Origin of the sequence: Streptomyces sp. NBC_00829 (genome assembly GCF_045161795.1) — a bacterium.
Lineage (GTDB): Bacteria > Actinomycetota > Actinomycetes > Streptomycetales > Streptomycetaceae > Streptomyces.
This window is the reverse complement of record NZ_CP108867.1, coordinates 998,407-1,015,781: the sequence shown is the minus strand read 5'-3', so window position 1 is coordinate 1,015,781 and position 17,375 is coordinate 998,407. Positions and strand designations below refer to the sequence as shown.

Sequence of the window (17,375 nt, the reverse complement as noted above, 5' to 3'; positions counted from 1 at the left end):
CTAGATGGCCATGCCGCTCCGTCAGACCATCAGGGTCGGGACGTACCTCTTTGAACAGAAGCTCCGCAAGCGTGAGAAGTTTCCGCTCATCGTCGAGCTCGAACCTCTCTTCGCCTGCAATCTGAAGTGCGAGGGGTGCGGGAAGATCCAGCATCCGGCCGGAATCCTCAAGCAGCGCATGCCGGTCGCGCAGGCGGTCGGGGCGGTGCTGGAGTCCGGGGCGCCGATGGTCTCCATTGCGGGCGGCGAGCCCCTGATGCACCCGCAGATCGATGAGATCGTGCGCCAGTTGGTGGCGAAGAGGAAGTACGTCTTCCTGTGCACGAATGCGATGCTTCTGCGGAAGAAGATCGAGAATTTCACCCCTTCCCCCTACTTCGCCTTCGCCGTGCACATCGACGGTCTGCGCGAGCGGCACGACGAATCGGTGGCCAAGGAGGGAGTGTTCGACGAAGCAGTCGAGGCGATCAAGGAGGCCAAGAAGCGCGGCTTCCGGGTCACCACCAATTCGACCTTCTTCAACACCGACACCCCTCAGACCGTCATCGAGGTGCTCAACTACCTCAATGACGAGCTGAAGGTGGACGAGATGATGATCTCGCCCGCGTACGCCTACGAAAAGGCGCCCGACCAGGAGCACTTCCTCGGTGTCGAGCAGACTCGTGAGCTCTTCAAGAAGTCCTTCGCCGGCGGCAACCGGCGGCGCTGGCGGCTGAACCACTCGCCGCTGTTCCTCGACTTCCTCGAGGGCAAGGCCGACTTCCCGTGCACCGCGTGGGCGATTCCCAACTATTCCCTCTTCGGCTGGCAGCGCCCCTGCTATCTGATGAGCGACGGATACGTCCCGACCTACCGGGAGCTCATCGAGGAGACCGACTGGAGCAAGTACGGCCGCGGCAAGGACCCACGCTGCGCCAACTGCATGGCGCACTGCGGCTACGAGCCCACCGCCGTCCTCGCCACGATGGGCTCCCTCAAGGAGTCCCTCAGGGCGGCCCGTGAGACCGTCTCGGGAAACCGCGGGTGACGTGATGGCCCCAGGAGAGACAGTCGCCCTGGGACTCCCGGAGCTGCCGGCCCGGCCGATCGCGTTGCGCCGCACCTCGCGGCGCATCCAGGTCGGTTCGGTGGCCGTCGGTGGGGACGCGCCCGTGTCCGTGCAGTCGATGACGACGACGCGGACGTCGGATGTCGGTGCGACGCTTCAGCAGATTGCCGAGCTGACGGCGTCGGGGTGCCAGATCGTGCGGGTCGCGTGCCCGACGCAGGATGATGCCGACGCGCTGGCGGTCATCGCGCGCAAGTCGCAGATCCCGGTGATCGCCGATATCCACTTCCAGCCGAAGTATGTCTTCGCGGCGATCGACGCGGGCTGTGCCGCGGTGCGGGTGAACCCGGGGAACATCAAGCAGTTCGACGACAAGGTGAAGGAGATCGCCAGGGCGGCGGGCGATGCGGGCACCCCGATCCGTATCGGGGTGAACGCGGGTTCGCTCGATGCGCGGCTGTTGAAGAAGTACGGCAGGGCCACCCCGGAGGCGCTGGTCGAGTCGGCGTTGTGGGAGGCGTCCCTGTTCGAGGAGCACGGCTTCCGTGACATCAAGATCTCGGTCAAGCACAACGATCCGGTCGTGATGGTCAATGCCTACCGTCAGCTTGCAGCCCAGTGCGACTACCCCCTTCATCTCGGTGTCACGGAGGCGGGGCCGGCGTTCCAGGGCACGATCAAGTCCGCGGTCGCGTTCGGTGCGCTGCTCAGTGAGGGCATCGGCGACACGATCCGGGTCTCGCTGTCCGCGCCGCCCGCCGAGGAGGTCAAGGTCGGTATCCAGATCCTGGAGTCGTTGAATCTCAAGCAGCGGCGGCTGGAAATCGTGTCCTGTCCTTCCTGTGGGCGGGCTCAGGTGGATGTGTACAAGCTTGCCGACCAGGTCAGCGCGGGACTTGAGGGGATGGAGGTGCCGCTGCGTGTCGCCGTCATGGGCTGTGTCGTCAACGGTCCCGGGGAGGCTCGTGAGGCGGACCTCGGTGTCGCCTCCGGCAACGGCAAGGGGCAGATCTTCGTCAAGGGCGAGGTCATCAAGACGGTGCCCGAGTCGAAGATCGTCGAGACCCTCATCGAAGAGGCGATGAAGATCGCCGAGCAGATGGAGGACGCAGGGACGGTCTCGGGTCCGCCCGCCGTCACCGTGAGCTGAACCAGCATGTGAAGGGGGTCCGACCGTGACGATTCTTGAGACCATCCGGGGGCCGCGCGATCTCAAGGCGCTGACCGAAACGGAACTCGGAGAACTCACCGAGGAGATCAGAGAGTTCCTGGTCCACGCCGTGGCCAGGACAGGGGGGCATCTGGGCCCCAACCTCGGGGTGGTGGAGCTGACCGTCGCCCTGCACCGGGTCTTCGACTCGCCCGCCGACCGCATCCTGTGGGACACCGGGCACCAGAGCTACGTCCACAAGCTTCTCACCGGCCGGCAGGACTTCTCCAAGCTGCGCGGCAAGGGCGGGCTCTCCGGCTACCCCTCGCGCGAGGAGTCCGAACACGACGTCATCGAGAACTCCCACGCGTCCACCGTGCTCGGCTGGGCCGACGGGCTGGCCAAGGCCCATCAGGTGCTCGGCCGCAGCGACCATGTCGTCGCCGTCATCGGGGACGGTGCGCTCACCGGCGGCATGGCCTGGGAGGCGCTCAACAACATCGCCGCGGCGAAGGACCGGCCGCTGATCATCGTGGTGAACGACAACGAGCGGTCCTACGCGCCGACCATCGGGGGCCTCGCCAACCACCTCGCAACCCTCCGCACCACCGACGGCTACGAGCGGGTGCTGGCCTGGGGCAAGGACGTCCTGGAGCACACCCCCGTCGTCGGGAAGCCGCTGTACGAATCGCTGCACGGCGCCAAGAAGGGATTCAAGGACGCCTTCGCGCCGCAGGGGATGTTCGAGGACCTGGGCCTGAAGTACCTCGGGCCGATCGACGGGCACGACATCGCGGCCGTCGAATCGGCGCTGCGCCGGGCCAAGCGCTTCCACGGGCCCGTCCTGGTCCACTGCCGGACCGAGAAGGGCCGCGGCTACCAGCCCGCGCTGGAGGACGAGGCCGACCGCTTCCACACCGTCGGCGTGATGGACCCGCTGACCTGCGAACCGCTCGCGCCGTCCAACGGACCCTCCTGGACCTCGGTGTTCGGCGACGAGATCGCCGACATCGGGGCCGAGCGTCCCGATGTCGTGGCGATCACCGCCGCGATGCTGCACCCCGTGGGGCTGACGCAGTTCGCCGAGCGCTTTCCCGATCGCGTGTGGGACGTGGGGATCGCCGAGCAGCACGCCACGGTCTCCGCGGCCGGGCTCGCCACCGGAGGCCTGCATCCGGTCGTCGCCGTGTACGCCACCTTCCTCAACCGGGCCTTCGACCAGCTGCTGATGGATGTGGCCCTGCACAGGTGCGGAGTGACCTTCGTCCTCGACCGGGCGGGTGTCACCGGCGTCGACGGGCCCTCCCACAACGGCATGTGGGACATGTCGATCCTCCAGGTCGTCCCGGGCCTGCGGATCGCCGCGCCGCGCGACGCGGAGCGGCTGCGCCAGGAACTGCGCGAGGCCGTCGACGTGGACGACGCGCCGACCGTACTGCGCTTCCCGAAGGAGTCGGTGGGCGAGCCGGTCGAGGCCATCGCCCGCATCGGGGGGATGGACGTACTGCACCGGGCGCAGGACGCCGGTGTGCTGCTGGTGTCGGTGGGCGCGCTCGCGTCCGTGTGTCTGAAGGCCGTCGAACTGCTCCAGGGGCGCGGGATCGCCTGCACGGTCGTGGACCCGCGCTGGGTCAAGCCCGTCGACGAACAACTCGCGCCGCTCGCCGCGCAGCACCGGCTGGTGGCCGTGGTGGAGGACAACAGCCGCAACGGCGGTGTGGGCTCCGCAGTGGGACAGGCGCTGCGCGACGCGGGCGTGGATGTACCGCTGCGGACCTTCGGCATCCCCGAACAGTTCCTGGCGCACGCCAAGCGCGGTGAGGTGCTTGCCGACATCGGCCTCACCCCGGTGGAGATCGCGGGACGGATCAGTGCCGCCCTGGCAGGCAAGGAGAACGGCCGATGAGCAAGGAGTTCGACCTCGCGACGCTGCTCGCCGAGCGCGGCGCCGAGCGCTATGAGCTGCATGCGCGACATCTCAACCACCAGCTTCCGCGGATGCTGCACACCATCGGCTTCGACAAGGTCTACGAGCGGGCCGAGGGCGCGTACTTCTGGGACTCCGAGGGCAACGACTATCTCGACATGCTCGCGGGCTTCGGTGTGATGGGGCTCGGGCGGCACCACCCGGTTGTACGCAAGGCGCTGCACGACGTCCTGGACGCCTCGCTCGCCGACCTGACCCGCTTCGACTGCCAGCCGCTGCCCGGGCTGCTTGCGGAGAGACTGCTGGCGCACAGCCCGCACCTGGACCGGGTGTTCTTCGGGAACAGCGGCACCGAAGCCGTGGAGACCGCCCTGAAGTTCGCCCGCTACGCCACGGGTAAGCCGCGGATCCTGTACTGCGCGCACGCCTTCCACGGGCTGACCACCGGGTCCCTCTCGGTCAACGGGGAGGCGTGCTTCCGGGACGGGTTCGCGCCGCTGCTGCCCGACACGGCGATCGGGATGGGTGATCTTGCGGCGCTGGAGCGTGAGCTGAAGCGCGGCGATGTGGCGGCCTTCGTCGTGGAGCCCCTCCAGGGCAAGGGCGTGCATGCGACTCCGCCCGGATTCCTCCGCGCGGCCCAGGAACTGCTGCACCGGCACAAGGCGCTGCTGATCGCCGACGAGGTGCAGACCGGCCTCGGCAGGACCGGCGACTTCTACGCGTACCAGCACGAGGACGGCGTCGAGCCGGATCTGGTCTGTGTGGCGAAGGCGCTCTCGGGCGGCTACGTCCCCGTCGGGGCGACCCTCGGCAAGGACTGGATCTTCAAGAAGGTCTACTCCTCGATGGACCGGGTGCTGGTGCACTCGGCGAGCTTCGGATCCAATGCCCAGGCGATGGCCGCCGGGCTCGCCGTCCTGTCGGTGATCGAGGACGAGCAGGTCGTCGCCAACGCGCGGATGACGGGTGAGCTGCTGCGCTCCAGGCTGGCCGCGCTCGTCCCGCGCTACGAACTGCTCCACGAGGTGCGCGGGCGGGGCCTGATGATCGGCATCGAGTTCGGCAGGCCCGACTCGATCAAGCTGCGCAGCCGTTGGGCCATGCTCCAGGCGGCCCGCAAGGGCCTCTTCGCACAGATGGTCGTCGTGCCGCTGCTGCAGAAGCACCGGATCCTCACGCAGGTCTCGGGCGACCACCTGGAAGTGATCAAGCTGATTCCGCCGTTGACCGTCGGAGAGCGTGAGGTGGAGCGGTTCGTGGACGCTTTCACCGCGGTGATGGATGATGCGCACGGCGGTGGCGGCCTGATGTGGGACTTTGGAAAGACCCTGGTCAAGCAGGCGGTCGCCAACCGCTGAGCGGCCCGCTGGTCGATCATTTGCCTCTGAGGCAAGAAATTTGCCTCAGGGGAAAGATGCTGGCCCAATGGGAGCATGCTCAGCCATCCCGGGGGAGCGCGCCCCGGCCCCAGAACCGCTGACGCGGCGGACGACGCAGCGCTGACCGACGTCGCGCCGAAGCTGCGCGATCTGCGCCGCCGCCGCGGTCTCACCCTGGAGGTCGCGGCCCACCGTGCGGGACTGTCCCCGGCCCATCTGTCACGGCTGGAAACGGGCCGTCGCCAGCCGTCGCTGCCGATGCTGCTCGGCCTCGCCCGCGTCTACGGTACGACGGTCGCCGAGCTCCTCGGCGAGTCGGCGCCGGAGCGTGACCCGATCACCCGCGCCGGGACGCGCGAACCGTCCGCCGCGGACGGCTGGACCTACCACCGGGCCGGCGGGCCGGGCCGGGCGATGCAGGCCCTGCGGCTGGTCGTGCCCTTCGCCTCCCAGGGCGAACTGGTGCGGGTCCACCCCGGCGAGGAGTGGATCTACGTCCTCGACGGCCGGCTGCGGCTGGCCCTGGGGGACGCGGTGCACGAGCTGAGCCCCGGCGACAGCGCGCACTTCGACTCGATGACCCCGCACCGCATCGCGGCGGCCACCCCCGACGGGGCGGAGCTGCTGTTCGTGCACACCCTGCTCCAGAGCCCCGACATCCATCCCCATGTCTGACACACACGAGACGTCCGACGCCCCAGATGCGTCTGGCGCGTCTGGCACTTCCGGCGCGTCCGGCGCTTCCGAAACGACCGAGAGGCACGTCATGTCCGTATACAACGAGGAGGGGAAGTTTCCCCGAGGCCTCGTGATCCGGCTCTTCGCCTACCTGGTGGCGGGCCATCTGTTCGCCGCGTTCCTGTATCTGCTGTTCACGCTGGGCGGCAAGGGCTGAGAACCGGAGGCAAGGGGCCGCAACCGGCAGCAAGGGCTGAGAACCCCGGCGGCGGCCGAGAACCGGCGGCGGAAGCCGACGGGCAACCGGCGGCAAGGGCGGACGCCCCTGCCGCCGAAGCCTCACACCTCGTCGAGAAGCCGCTCGCGCAGCCGCTCCCGCGTCTCGTCACCGAGTTTCAGGCCCTCGCCGAGATAGCGCTCGGTGGTGCCCCAGGTCTGCTCGATCGTGTCGAAGGCGGCGGCGAGATACTCGGCACGGGCGTCGAAGAGCGGGGACAGCAGCTCCATCACCTCCGGTGACATGCCGGCCGGGGAGTTGTCGCTGCGGCGGACCACGTATCGGCGGTGCGGATCATTCGACTTCAGGTAGTCCGCCTCGATCGCGTCCCGCTCGACACCGACGGCCAGCAGGGACACCGCGACCGACAGTCCGGCACGGTCCTTGCCCGCTGCGCAGTGCATCAGGGCCGGGACGCTGTCCTCGGCGAGCGAGTGCAGCACCCTGCTGTGCTCCGCCGTGCGGTGCCTGATCATCGTCCGGTAGGACGCCGACATCCGGCCGGCCGCCTTCCCGTCGGCGAGGATCGACCGCAGCTGGTCGATACTGCCGTCCCGCACCATCCTCCAGAACTCCGCGCCGTCGGCCGGATCGCTGAGCGGCAGATTCACATTCCGTACGCCCGGCAGCTCGACGTCGGGTCCCTCCAGCCGCATGTCGGCGGCGTTGCGGAAGTCGAAGATCGTGTGCAGGTCCAGGGTCGCGAGGAACGAGGCGTCGGACTCGGTCGCGTGCGCCAGGTGCCCGCTGCGGTAGAGCCGTCCGCGCCGCACGCGTCGGCCGTCGACGGTCGGCAGTCCGCCCACGTCCCGGAAGTTGCGCACACCGGTCAGCTCGGGCTCTGTCGAGGGGGCCTGCGGCAGCTGCTGCGTCACATGGGCTCCTGAAGTGACTGCCGTCGACGCTGGCCGCCGACGAAGGCGTGTTCCTGACGATACGACATTGCTTTATCGGGCAATCATTTCGGCTGCCGTCCCCGCAAGGGCGTTGCACGGCGGCGACTTCCACCGGATGATGTGCGAGTCTGTGCGAACCTGTGAATATCTGAGGGGTCGGGATGATCGAGAGTGTGGGCAAGGGTCGTACGTGGGTTCTCTCCGGACCGACAAGCAGTTATGCACTCCACCTCACGGACGATGACGACCTGCTGCATCTCCACTGGGGGCCACGGATCTCCGGGGCCGACGCCGAGGCACTGGCGGCCCAGGGGCCTCCGCCCTCCTGGCCGTTCGAGTCCCAGCTCGACGGCCGTGAGGAGTATCCGGTCGAGGGCGGGCCGCGCTTCGTACGTCCGGCGCTGTCCGTCCGCACGCCCGAGGTGCGGGGCACCGAGTGGTGCTTCGCCGAGGCCGCGGTGTACGGCGACGAGTTGCGGGTCCGCCTCGCCGACGCCGTTCACGGGCTGGATCTCACCCTGCACCACCGGATGCGCGACGACACCGATGTCATCGAGCGCTGGGTCACCGTCACCCACACGGGCGACGGACCGGATCTGGAGCTGCTGAGGGCCGACGCGGCGGCCTGGACGCTCCCACGGCGCGACGGCTGGCGGCTCAGCCAGCTGCACGGGCGGTGGGCGGCCGAGTCCCTGCTCGTACGGTCGGAGCTCACCTACGGCGAGAAGGTGATCGGCAGCCGCCGGGGCCACACCGGGCACCAGCATCTGCCGTGGGTGGCGCTGGACGCCGAAGGGGCCACGGAGGAGCGGGGCGAGGTCTACGGCTGCGCGCTCGGCTGGTCGGGGTCCTGGCGGATCTCCGTACAGCAGCTGCCCGACGGCGTGGTGCAGATCACCGGCGGAGTCGGCCACGACGACTCCGGGCTGCTGCGACTCGCACCGGGACAGTCGTACACCTCGCCCGTCTTCGCCGGGCTGTGGAGCGACAAGGGATTCGGCGGGGCCAGCCGCGCCTGGCACGCCTGGCAGCTGGCGCACGTCGTACCGGACGCGGCGGCCGAGCGGCCCGTCCTCTACAACTCCTGGGAGGCCACCGGCTTCGACATCTCCGAGAAGCAGCAGCGGGCTCTCGCGCGCAGGGCGGCGGCCATGGGCGTCGAGCTGTTCGTCGTCGATGACGCCTGGTTCGGGCAGCGCACCAGCGACCGGGCCGGACTCGGCGACTGGACCCCCAATCCCGAGCGCTTTCCGGACGGCCTGGGGCCGCTCGCCGACGAAGTGCACGGGCTGGGTATGCAGTTCGGTATCTGGGTCGAACCGGAAATGGTCAATGCGGACAGCGATCTCTACCGCGCGCACCCCGACTGGGTGCAGCACCACCCCGGACGCGCCAGGATCGAATTCCGCAATCAGCTGGTGCTCAACCTCGCGCGCGAGGACGTGCAGGAATACCTCTGGGGGCAGTTGGACGGCCTACTGAGTAGCACGCCCGTCGACTATGTGAAATGGGACTTCAACCGCTGTTTCACGGATGCCGGATGGCCGGGGGAGGACTATCCCCAGAAGCTGTGGGTCGAGCATGTGCACGCGCTGTACGCACTGCTCGACCGGCTGCGGGCCGCGCACCCCTCCGTCGCCTTCGAGTCCTGCTCGGGCGGCGGTGGCCGGATCGACCTCGGCATCCTCTCCCGTACCGACCAGGTGTGGACCTCCGACAACACCGACCCGCTGGACCGGCTTGCCATCCAGCACGGCTTCACCCAGCTGCATCCCGCGAGGGTCATGGCCGCGTGGGTCACCGACAGTCCGAATGTCCAGCTCAACGGCAGGTTCAGCACGCTTCGTTTCCGGTTTGTCAGCGCCATGGCCGGTGTCCTGGGGGTCGGCGGCGACCTCACCGAGTGGACCGAGGAGGAGCTCGCCGAGGCCCGTGTCTGGGTGGAGCTCTACAAGAAGATCAGGCCGCTGGTGCAGCACGGCGAGCTGTACCGGCTGCGGGCGCCCGAGGGCGGGCTCAGCGCTGTGCAGTACGTCAAGGGCGATGAATCAGTCGTCCTCGCCTGGCTTCAGGCGCAGCACTACGGAGAGCAGCCGCCGCGGCTCCGGCTGCGCGGTATCGACTCCGCGGCGGCCTACGAGGACCTGGACACCGGCGCGCTGCACCGCGGATCCGTCCTGCTGCATCACGGACTGCACACCGGGCTGAAGGGCGACATGGACGCGACGGTGATCCGGTTGCGCCGCCACTGATCTGCCCCTAAGGGATGAAATGGTCGAAATGGGCAGCCCGGCTCCGCGGAATTCCATCGGCATTGTGAGCGCTTAGGCGGTGAACGAGACTATTCGGTCGATAGTCATTGAATGACTGTTCTGTCCGAATTGAGCGATTAAGTATGGCGTGCCCCGTCTGTAATGAGGGCGGCGCGCGGCTCGTGAGCAGGATCTCATCCGTGACGGTGCGTGGCGGGGGCGCCGCCGCGAATTCCTTTGCCCTGCGGGCGCGGGAAGATCATTAATTCACGGAGCGTAACGGGAATTCTCCGGCGATTTCCCGGCAAACAATGATCGGAAAATGCGGCGGCTTGTTCCATTCGGCTCCACTCGTTTACGTTCACGGTCAATCCGGACGGACCGCCTAATCCTGCCGCCGACCGGAATTCGAACCCACCCACGCGTGGCAGGAGCGGGGGACCCAGGTAGTACGCCGAATCCGGACCTCCGGACGGCTAGGGGTCAAGTCGCGCACAGCGCGGCCGGGCATCTCCAGCCCGAACCCGACAGCTCACCTCGCCGGCGCCGGAGAGGAAAGCGCCATGCCCGCAAAGGGTAAGCATCGCCGTCCCAGGACCAGCCCGATCACGCGCGGCCTCGTCGCCGCCGGCACGGGTGGCGCCGCCATCGCGCTGCCGCTCACGGTTGCCACCGGCGCCCACGCCGCGGGCAAGACGGCCCCCGCCACGACGCCGCACACGGCCGTGACCGCCGCAGCCGCCCCGGTCGCGCAGAAGACCGCGCAGAGGCCTGCCGCCGGCCCCGCCACGTACACCGTCGTCGCCGGCGACTGTCTCTCGAAGATCGCCGCCGAGCGCCACGTCCCCGGCGGCTGGCACAAGCTGTACGAGGACAATCGCCGGCAGGTCGGTGAGAACCCGTCGCTGATCCACCCGGGCCTCAAGCTCACCCTGGGCGCGAAGTCGAAGGCGAAGACGCACGAGGAGTCGCAGCCTCGCAAGGAGAAGCGCGACCGCCCGGCCTCCACCGGCTCCTCCGGCACGGGCTCGGACGCGGCCGAGAAGACCACGGCGCAGCCCGCCTCCGACACCGCGGCGAAGAGCCCGGCCAAGACCAGCGGCTCCGGCTTCACCACTCCCGTGGACAGCCCGTCCGTCATCACCCCGTACCACCTGGCCGGCGCCATGTGGTCCAGCGGCTACCACACCGGCGTCGACTTCGCGGCTGCTTCCGGCACGCCGGTCAAGGCCGTCGGCCCGGGCACCGTCGTCTCCGCGGGCTGGGGCGGCGCGTACGGCAACGAGGTCGTCATCCAGCACGGCGACGGCACCTATTCGCAGTACGCCCACCTCTCCTCGCTCGCCGTCTCCTCCGGCCAGAGCGTGAGCGGCGGCCAGCAGATCGGCCTCTCCGGCACCACCGGCAACTCCACTGGTCCGCACCTGCACTTCGAGATCCGCACCGGCCCGGGCTACGGCTCCGACATCGACCCGCTGGCCTACCTTCGCCAGCACGGCGTCACCATCTGAGCCACCTGGCGACCCGCACCACACCTCGTCCCCCCGTGCCGCACCCGCGGCGCGGGGGGACTCGGCGTATTCCGCGTTGGGTGAATCTTGACCGGTGTCATAGATCACCCCTCGTCAACCCCTCCTTACGGTCGCGTAGGTCACACCCGTAAGGGAAAGATATGGTCGCGTGGCAGACGATTCGAGAACAAGGACGAGCGGCGTATTCGGGTCGTACGCGGCGATCGGCGACAGCTTCACCGAGGGCGTCGGAGACCCGGGACCCGACGGGATGTACGTCGGATGGGCCGACCGGTTCGCGGTCCTGCTCGACGACCGGATGCCCGAACACGCCTTCAGGTACGCCAATCTCGCCGTCCGCGGCCGGCTCCTCGACCAGATCGTCGACGAGCAGGTGTCGAGGGCCAGGGAACTCGCCCCGGATCTGGTGACGTTCTGCGCGGGCGGCAATGACATCATCCGCCCCGGCACCGACCCGGACGATGTCGCCGAGCGGTTCGAGCGGGCCGTCGCCGACCTCGCGGGCGCTGTCGGCACGGTCATGGTGACCACCGGCTTCGACACCCGCGGAGTCCCGGTGCTGCGCCACCTCCGCGGCAAGATCGCCACGTACACCGCTCACGTACGCGCCATCGCCGACCGCTACGACTGCCCCGTTCTCGACCTGTGGTCGCTCAAGTCCGTCCAGGACAGGCGGGCCTGGGACGGCGACCGGCTCCACCTCTCGCCCGAGGGGCACACCCGGGTCGCGCTGCGCGCCGCCCAGGTCCTCGGCATCGAGGTGCCCGCCGACCCCGATCAGCCGTGGCCGCCGCTGCCGCCCCGCGGGTCGCTCGAAGTGCGCCGGGACAACATCCACTGGGCGCGCGAACACCTGGTGCCGTGGATCGGCCGACGGCTGCGCGGCGAGAGCTCCGGGGACCATGTCGAGGCCAAGCGCCCGGATCTGCTGCCACTTTGACCGTTCGCCAGGGTGGGGCCGGCTACCGCCCGCCGGGCAGTCGCAGGCCGGCTCCGTGCTGGGCCGGTATCCGTTCCAGCACTCCGCCGGCGAACACGTCGTACAGCGGCAATGAGTCCAGATGCACGTAGCCGATATGACAGTCGCAGACGGCCAGCGGGCAGGCGCGGGGGCGCAACGCGCGCCGGTAGGAGCCGTCGTAGAGGCTGCCCAGCTCGTCGGGAACGAAGTGGCAGCGGCGCACCGTGCCGTCGCCGTCCACCGAGACGACCGACTCGCCGGTCCGGCAGGGCAGTCCGGCCGAGCGGTGAGGGTGGCGGCTGTACGGGAAGAGAGGGTCCAGCTCCGTCCACTCGGCGGCCTCGGCGTCGGTGTACGCGCGCCCTTCCGCCGCGTTCACCCAAAGGTAGACATGGGCCGGCAGGTCGGCGCGCAGGCGGCGGGCGTGCTCCAGGTGCTCGGGAAAGCCGACGATGCCGACACTGAACCGGACGCCTTGCGCGGCCAGATCCTGGCATTTGGCAAGAAACCGTCCATAAGGGGTCTGCTCCGGGTGATAGGTGCACCAGAGGGCCAGCGTTTCCGGATCGGCGTCCGCCAGCCATTCGGTACGGCAGCTGAGGTTGGTCTGAATCGCCACCCGGCCGATGTGCGGCATCCGTGACAGCTCCACGAGCGTCCGGCGGTACCAGGAGCGGACCAGGCCCTCGCCCCAGGGCGTGAAGAGCACGGCGAGACGGTCGTCGGTCTGCCGCGCCGCCCAGCCCGCGAAGCGCTCCAGCGCCGCCCGGTCCGCACGCAGCTGCTCGGTGCTGTCCCGGCGCTTGGCGAACGGGCAGTAGGGACAGTCGTAGTCGCACGAGGCGAGCGGGCCCCGGTACAGAACGGTCAGATCCATGCGGCGGTCACTTCGGTTCGTACGCGGCCATTGCGGCGCGCACATCGGGTGAGAAGAGCTCCGGGCCGAGCGCGTCTGAGTACGCGAGTCCATCGGCGCTGAGCCTGAGCCGGTCCGGTGAGGCCGCCTCGTCGAGCCAGCCGAACGCGGCGAACCGGTCCAGCTCGGCTCCGAAGACCTCGGCCGGGTGGTGTCCGAACCGCTCGCGGTAGCCCGAGATCTCCATTCCCCCGGCCTGGAGCAGGGACTGGAGCAGATGACGTCTGCGGGCCTCGTCCTCGTCGACCCGGCGGCCCACTTCGGCCCGGCTGAAGTCCTTGGTCTCCGTGTAGTCGTCGATGATGCCGCGTATCTGGTGCATGTCCACGGCGTAGTCGAACGAGTAGTGCAGGGACGAGGTGTAGGAGCGGGCGCCGCAGCCCAGGCCGATCATGCCGTCGGTCTGGCAGGCATGGTCGTCCGCGGCATGCGAAGGCGCCCCCGCCCGGCGGAACATCCGCATCGACACCTGCTCGTAGCCCTGATCGAGCAGGAGGTCGCGGCCCTCGCGGTACAGCCGCAGGCGCTGGGCGTCCCAGGCGTTGTCGCCGTCCTGCGCGCGGCGGCCGAGGCCCGTCAGCGGCCGGACGTACAGGGGGTAGAGATACAGCTCCTCCGGCTCCCAGGCGAGCGCCGCATCGAGGGAACTGCGCCAGCTGAGCGGCGTCTGTCCGTGGATGCCGTAGATCAGGTCGATGTTGAGGACGGGAATCCGGGCGTCGCGGATGCACGCCAGGGCCGACTCGACGTCGGCGCGGCGCTGAGGGCGGACCGCGGCTCTGGCCTCCCGGTCGTCGAAACTCTGAACGCCGATGCTGAGGCGGGTGGCTCCGCGGGCGGCGAGCACGGCGAGCCGGTCGGCGGTGGCGGTGGCCGGGGAGGTCTCGACGGAGAGCGGAACGGCACGCAGATCCGCGCCCGTCCGCTTCTCGGCGATGTCGCAGAGCCGGTCGAGCTCGTCGGCGGTCAGAAAGGTCGGGGTGCCGCCACCGAAGGCCGCTGCGGCGAAGCGCACCGGGTCGGTATCTCCGAGCGCTTCGCGCACGGCGCTCGCCTGGCGGTCGAGTGCGTCGAGATAGCGGGTGCTCAGCTCGTCGGGGGCGCCGATGCGGGTGAAGAGATTGCAGAAGCCGCAGCGGACCTCGCAGAACGGTATGTGCAGATAGAGGGAGAGCATGTCCTTGCGCTCCGCCGCCCACAGCTCGCGCAGCGACGGGCGGTCTTCGAGGGGGCGGTACGCCGTCTTGTGCGGATAGGCGTAGACATAACTCTGGTACGGGCGCGGGTGGTTCGGGAAGGTGCCAAGGGGTCGGCTCATGGGTCGGCTCATTCGTCGGCGTCCAGGAAGAAGTGGGCGTATGGCACGGTCCAGACGGCCTCGTGACCGATGCGGTGCCCGGTGTAGCCGTCGTCCCCGTAGGCCGTGCCGTGGTCGGAGCAGACGATCGCAAAGCAGCGCCGACGGCTGCGTGCGGCGGTGAAGAGGCGCCCGATGTGGCGGTCGACGTACTCCAGGGCCGCCGCGTGAGTCTCGCGCGAGTCGCCCGCATCCCGGGTGGCGCCCGGGAGATGGAACCAGTTCGGCTGATGCAGTGAGGCCACATTGACGAACAGGAACAGCCGCCGGTCCTCGGGAAGGTCTCCGACGACCTGGTCCGCGCGGGTCACCTGCGCCTCGAAGGACGTGGGCGAAGCGACCGAGAACTCCTGCTCCCAGTGGCTCTCCTGGAACATCCCGGGAAGCACCGACCCCAGCGGGCCCCGCTGATTGAAGAAGCCGACGCCGCCGATGCACACCGTGCGGTAACCGGCCTGCGCGAGACCGGAGACGAGGTCGGGCGCGTCGAAGACGTACGTTCCGGGGGCGGTCGTCTCACTGCCCGCGAAGCGCGCGGCGAACAGACGCGGGTGCGGGCCGGGCACAGCCGGAGTCGGCAGAAAGCCCGCGAATATCGCCTGGTGGGAGGCGTAGGTGAAGCTGCCGGGCGCGTGCCGTTCCTCCCAGCGGCCACCGGGCAGATGGCGGGCCAGGTGGGGGATCCGTCCGGAGGCGGCGAGTTCGGCCGCGACATCGAAGCGCAGCGTGTCGAAGGTGACGAGCAGAAGATCGTCCCGGCCGACGACCTCGTTCATGTCCGGGGCGGCCGGGTCCGGTCCCTTCGTGACCGGGGCGGGCACGGCCCGGCCGTTCGGATCGGGGGCGCGGTTCGTGGGGCGGGTGGGAAGGTCAGGCGCTGGCACGGTGGTCGTTCCTCGTTCTGCCGGGTGCGGCGATTCTGCGTCGTACGGCGGCGATCTGGGCCGCATAGGTGTCCAGGCCCTCCGCGCCGCTGCCCGGCAGGCCGGTCAGACGCGGCAGGAGATCCCCGAAGGCATTGACCTCGCCCACGGCGAATCGTCGCCAACCCGTGGCCGGCAGCAGATCGACGCCCACACGGAGGGAGCCGGGGAAGCACGCCGCAGCCCGCTCGCAGAGTTCCAGCACCCCCGCCCAGTCGGAGCCCGCGGCCTCGGCAGCCGCCCGGACGGCCGCCAGATCCCCGCGGGCGCCGCCGAGATGGAGATTGGTCATGGGGGAGCGGCTGGTCCTGACGACGGCGTGGGTGGCACGGCCCGCGACGGCGACGACCCGCAGATCGGCGGTTCTGCCGCCCTGCGAGGCTTTGGGCAGCCAGCGCTCGATGTGCAGACCGTCCGGCGCGAGGGCGTCGACCAGCCGGGCCACCTCCGACTCGGCCGTATAGCGTCGTACGCGCAGGGAGTTGAAGAGCCGGCCCTGATCGTCACGCTCCACGGAGGTGGTCGCCTGTACACGGCCGCCGCTCGCGGTTTCCACGGCGAGCACACCCGAGGCCGAGGAGCCATGGGCGAGCTTGACGAACACCCGGCGCATCCCGGTCCGCTCCAGCAGGGCGCGGACGTCGTCCCAGCCGCGCACCTTCGGTGCGCCGGCACCGGATGTGGGCGACTCGGGGACCGGAACCCCGGCCTCGCGCAGCACTCCGTGGCAGAGCCGCTTGTCGAACAGCACAGCCAGATCGGCCGGGTCGTCCAGCAGTGACGCTCCCGCGGACCGCGCGAGCTCCGCCACCTCACCGGCCGCCGCGACGAACCGCTCGTACCAGAGGGCCGTCCCCTCGACCCGGGCCGGATCGTCGGCACCCCGCAACTCCCGGTCCACCAGCGGATCCTCGCCGGGAGACTCGATGCGTACCCACTCGTCAGGACGGAACCGGGCCCGGTTCCGCAGCACGTCGATCCAGGGAACGGCACGCACCGCGGGCAGCCGGGCCGCACGCGCCGCGCCCTGGAACAGGGTGACGCGGCGGTTGTCCGGATTGCCGACCACCGCCAACCGCGGCCCGGGCGCCGGGCGGGCCGCGGTCACTCCGCCACGGCCGTGTAGCGGTCCTCCCGGCCAGCCGAATCCCGCTCGCCGGCCTGGCCGTCGGTCAGATCGACCTCCACTCCGTCCGCCTCGAAGGCCGTGGCCAGCCGCCGCGCCATCGGCTGACCGATGAAGTGGTGGTGCAGGTCGAGCTTCCTCAGATGCGTCAGCGGCTGCCCGCTCAACAGGGCTTCCGCGCCTTCGTCGCCGAGCGTGCCCATCGACAGGTCGAGCGTCTCCAGGCGTGCGACGACCGGCGCGCCGGCCACTGCCACGGCGATCTCGTCCTGTATCTCGCTGTTGCGCAGGGCGAGATGCTTCAGGGCGGGAAGCCGGGTGCCCGCGAGGATCGGCTCCAGGTCCGACACATCGGCGTTCGCGCCGTACCAGGACGTACCGAGCCAGAGGTCCAGGTGCTCCAGGGCAGGCAGATCACTTGCCGCGACACCGCGCACGACCTGCTCGTCCAGCCCGCCCGCCTCGATGGTGAGCGAGCGGAGCCTCTCGTGCCGCACGGCCGGGAAGACCAGTCCCTGGCCACCGCGAACGCCGAACTCCAGCAGTCCGGGGAATGCGTCGAGCAGGGGAGTGACATGTCCCTGGTTGATCCAGGAGATCTCGCACTCCTCGTAGGTGATGTCGCCCATGAAGAGCGCCCGCAGCTGCGACAACTGCTCGCGTGCATCGAGCAGCGCGGAGACGATGGGCTCGGGGCCGGAGTCGTACGCCTCGCTCCACGACCCGATGATCAGCGCGCGCACCTCGCCCGGGTTCACCGTGCCGAGGAAACGGGCGAAGGCGTCCTCCCACTCTTCCTCGCTGTCGTACGCGTCGACCGCGATCCGCCACGCAACAGAAGGCACGCTCGGCAGCTCGACCTTCGACTCGGCGTCGGGGAAGTCGAACACAGGCAGGCCGTGCAGCTCCTGCAGATGCTCCGAAATGGTCATGACGGGCTCCAGACACCG

15 protein-coding genes and 1 riboswitch are annotated in these 17,375 nt (G+C 69.5%); of the genes, 9 read left to right on the top strand and 6 right to left on the bottom strand.

The annotated features are described in order from the left end of the window. Nucleotides 1-4: 4 nt before the first annotated feature. From hpnH to OG293_RS04245, 6 genes are all read left to right on the top strand, one after another. The gene (hpnH, locus tag OG293_RS04270) at nucleotides 5-1,027 is read left to right on the top strand and encodes an adenosyl-hopene transferase HpnH (protein ID WP_405997410.1); all 1,023 of its coding nucleotides are present in this window, start codon (nucleotides 5-7) and stop codon (nucleotides 1,025-1,027) included. Between the two features lie 4 nt (nucleotides 1,028-1,031). After that, the gene (gene ispG, locus OG293_RS04265) at nucleotides 1,032-2,198 is read left to right on the top strand and encodes a flavodoxin-dependent (E)-4-hydroxy-3-methylbut-2-enyl-diphosphate synthase (RefSeq protein WP_405997409.1); all 1,167 of its coding nucleotides are present in this window, start codon (nucleotides 1,032-1,034) and stop codon (nucleotides 2,196-2,198) included. A 25-nt stretch (nucleotides 2,199-2,223) separates the two neighbouring features. Then, nucleotides 2,224-4,104 carry a 1-deoxy-D-xylulose-5-phosphate synthase gene (gene dxs, locus OG293_RS04260; RefSeq protein ID WP_405997408.1) on the top strand — a complete coding sequence of 627 codons (1,881 nt, stop codon included), beginning with the start codon at nucleotides 2,224-2,226 and terminating at the stop codon, nucleotides 4,102-4,104. Further along, on the top strand, nucleotides 4,101-5,486 hold the full coding sequence (locus tag OG293_RS04255; protein WP_405997407.1) for an aspartate aminotransferase family protein: 1,386 nt from the start codon (nucleotides 4,101-4,103) through the stop codon (nucleotides 5,484-5,486). The genes dxs and OG293_RS04255 overlap by 4 nt, the downstream gene beginning before the upstream one ends. Nucleotides 5,487-5,561: 75 nt before the next feature. Then, on the top strand, nucleotides 5,562-6,182 hold the full coding sequence (locus tag OG293_RS04250; RefSeq protein WP_405997406.1) for an XRE family transcriptional regulator: 621 nt from the start codon (nucleotides 5,562-5,564) through the stop codon (nucleotides 6,180-6,182). A 91-nt stretch (nucleotides 6,183-6,273) separates the two neighbouring features. After that, complete coding sequence (locus tag OG293_RS04245) at nucleotides 6,274-6,402, top strand: DUF6126 family protein (protein WP_405997405.1); 129 nt, start codon at nucleotides 6,274-6,276, stop codon at nucleotides 6,400-6,402. Between the two features lie 122 nt (nucleotides 6,403-6,524). Here the strand turns inward: OG293_RS04245 and OG293_RS04240 are convergent, their stop codons facing one another. After that, nucleotides 6,525-7,337, bottom strand: coding sequence for a tyrosine-protein phosphatase (locus OG293_RS04240; protein ID WP_405997404.1), 813 nt, complete (start codon nucleotides 7,335-7,337; stop codon nucleotides 6,525-6,527). A gap of 182 nt (nucleotides 7,338-7,519) precedes the next feature. Between OG293_RS04240 and OG293_RS04235 the strand changes: the two genes are divergently transcribed. From OG293_RS04235 to OG293_RS04225, 3 genes are all read left to right on the top strand, one after another. Continuing rightward, nucleotides 7,520-9,610 carry an alpha-galactosidase gene (locus tag OG293_RS04235; RefSeq protein ID WP_405997403.1) on the top strand — a complete coding sequence of 697 codons (2,091 nt, stop codon included), beginning with the start codon at nucleotides 7,520-7,522 and terminating at the stop codon, nucleotides 9,608-9,610. A gap of 405 nt (nucleotides 9,611-10,015) precedes the next feature. Next, nucleotides 10,016-10,169: riboswitch (cyclic di-AMP (ydaO/yuaA leader) on the top strand. 4 nt (nucleotides 10,170-10,173) lie between these two features. Beyond that, nucleotides 10,174-11,121 carry a peptidoglycan DD-metalloendopeptidase family protein gene (locus tag OG293_RS04230; RefSeq protein WP_405997402.1) on the top strand — a complete coding sequence of 316 codons (948 nt, stop codon included), beginning with the start codon at nucleotides 10,174-10,176 and terminating at the stop codon, nucleotides 11,119-11,121. 169 nt (nucleotides 11,122-11,290) lie between these two features. Beyond that, complete coding sequence (locus tag OG293_RS04225) at nucleotides 11,291-12,082, top strand: SGNH/GDSL hydrolase family protein (RefSeq protein WP_405997401.1); 792 nt, start codon at nucleotides 11,291-11,293, stop codon at nucleotides 12,080-12,082. 22 nt (nucleotides 12,083-12,104) lie between these two features. Here the strand turns inward: OG293_RS04225 and OG293_RS04220 are convergent, their stop codons facing one another. The 5 genes from OG293_RS04220 to OG293_RS04200 all read right to left on the bottom strand — a co-directional run bounded on the left by OG293_RS04220 (nucleotide 12,105) and on the right by OG293_RS04200 (nucleotide 17,357). Continuing rightward, the gene (locus OG293_RS04220; protein ID WP_405997400.1) at nucleotides 12,105-12,980 is read right to left on the bottom strand and encodes an STM4011 family radical SAM protein; all 876 of its coding nucleotides are present in this window, start codon (nucleotides 12,978-12,980) and stop codon (nucleotides 12,105-12,107) included. Nucleotides 12,981-12,987: 7 nt separating this feature from the next. Further along, nucleotides 12,988-14,337 (bottom strand): STM4012 family radical SAM protein, encoded by a 1,350-nt coding sequence (locus OG293_RS04215; protein ID WP_405997399.1) that lies wholly within the window; start codon nucleotides 14,335-14,337, stop codon nucleotides 12,988-12,990. Nucleotides 14,338-14,345: 8 nt separating this feature from the next. Beyond that, entirely contained in the window at nucleotides 14,346-15,152 is an 807-nt protein-coding gene (locus OG293_RS04210) for an STM4013/SEN3800 family hydrolase (protein WP_406003496.1), read from the bottom strand. Nucleotides 15,153-15,246: 94 nt separating this feature from the next. After that, the gene (locus OG293_RS04205; protein ID WP_405997398.1) at nucleotides 15,247-16,407 is read right to left on the bottom strand and encodes an STM4014 family protein; all 1,161 of its coding nucleotides are present in this window, start codon (nucleotides 16,405-16,407) and stop codon (nucleotides 15,247-15,249) included. Then, complete coding sequence (locus OG293_RS04200; protein ID WP_405997397.1) at nucleotides 16,404-17,357, bottom strand: STM4015 family protein; 954 nt, start codon at nucleotides 17,355-17,357, stop codon at nucleotides 16,404-16,406. Before OG293_RS04200 ends, OG293_RS04205 begins: the two co-directional genes overlap by 4 nt. Nucleotides 17,358-17,375: the final 18 nt, after the last annotated feature.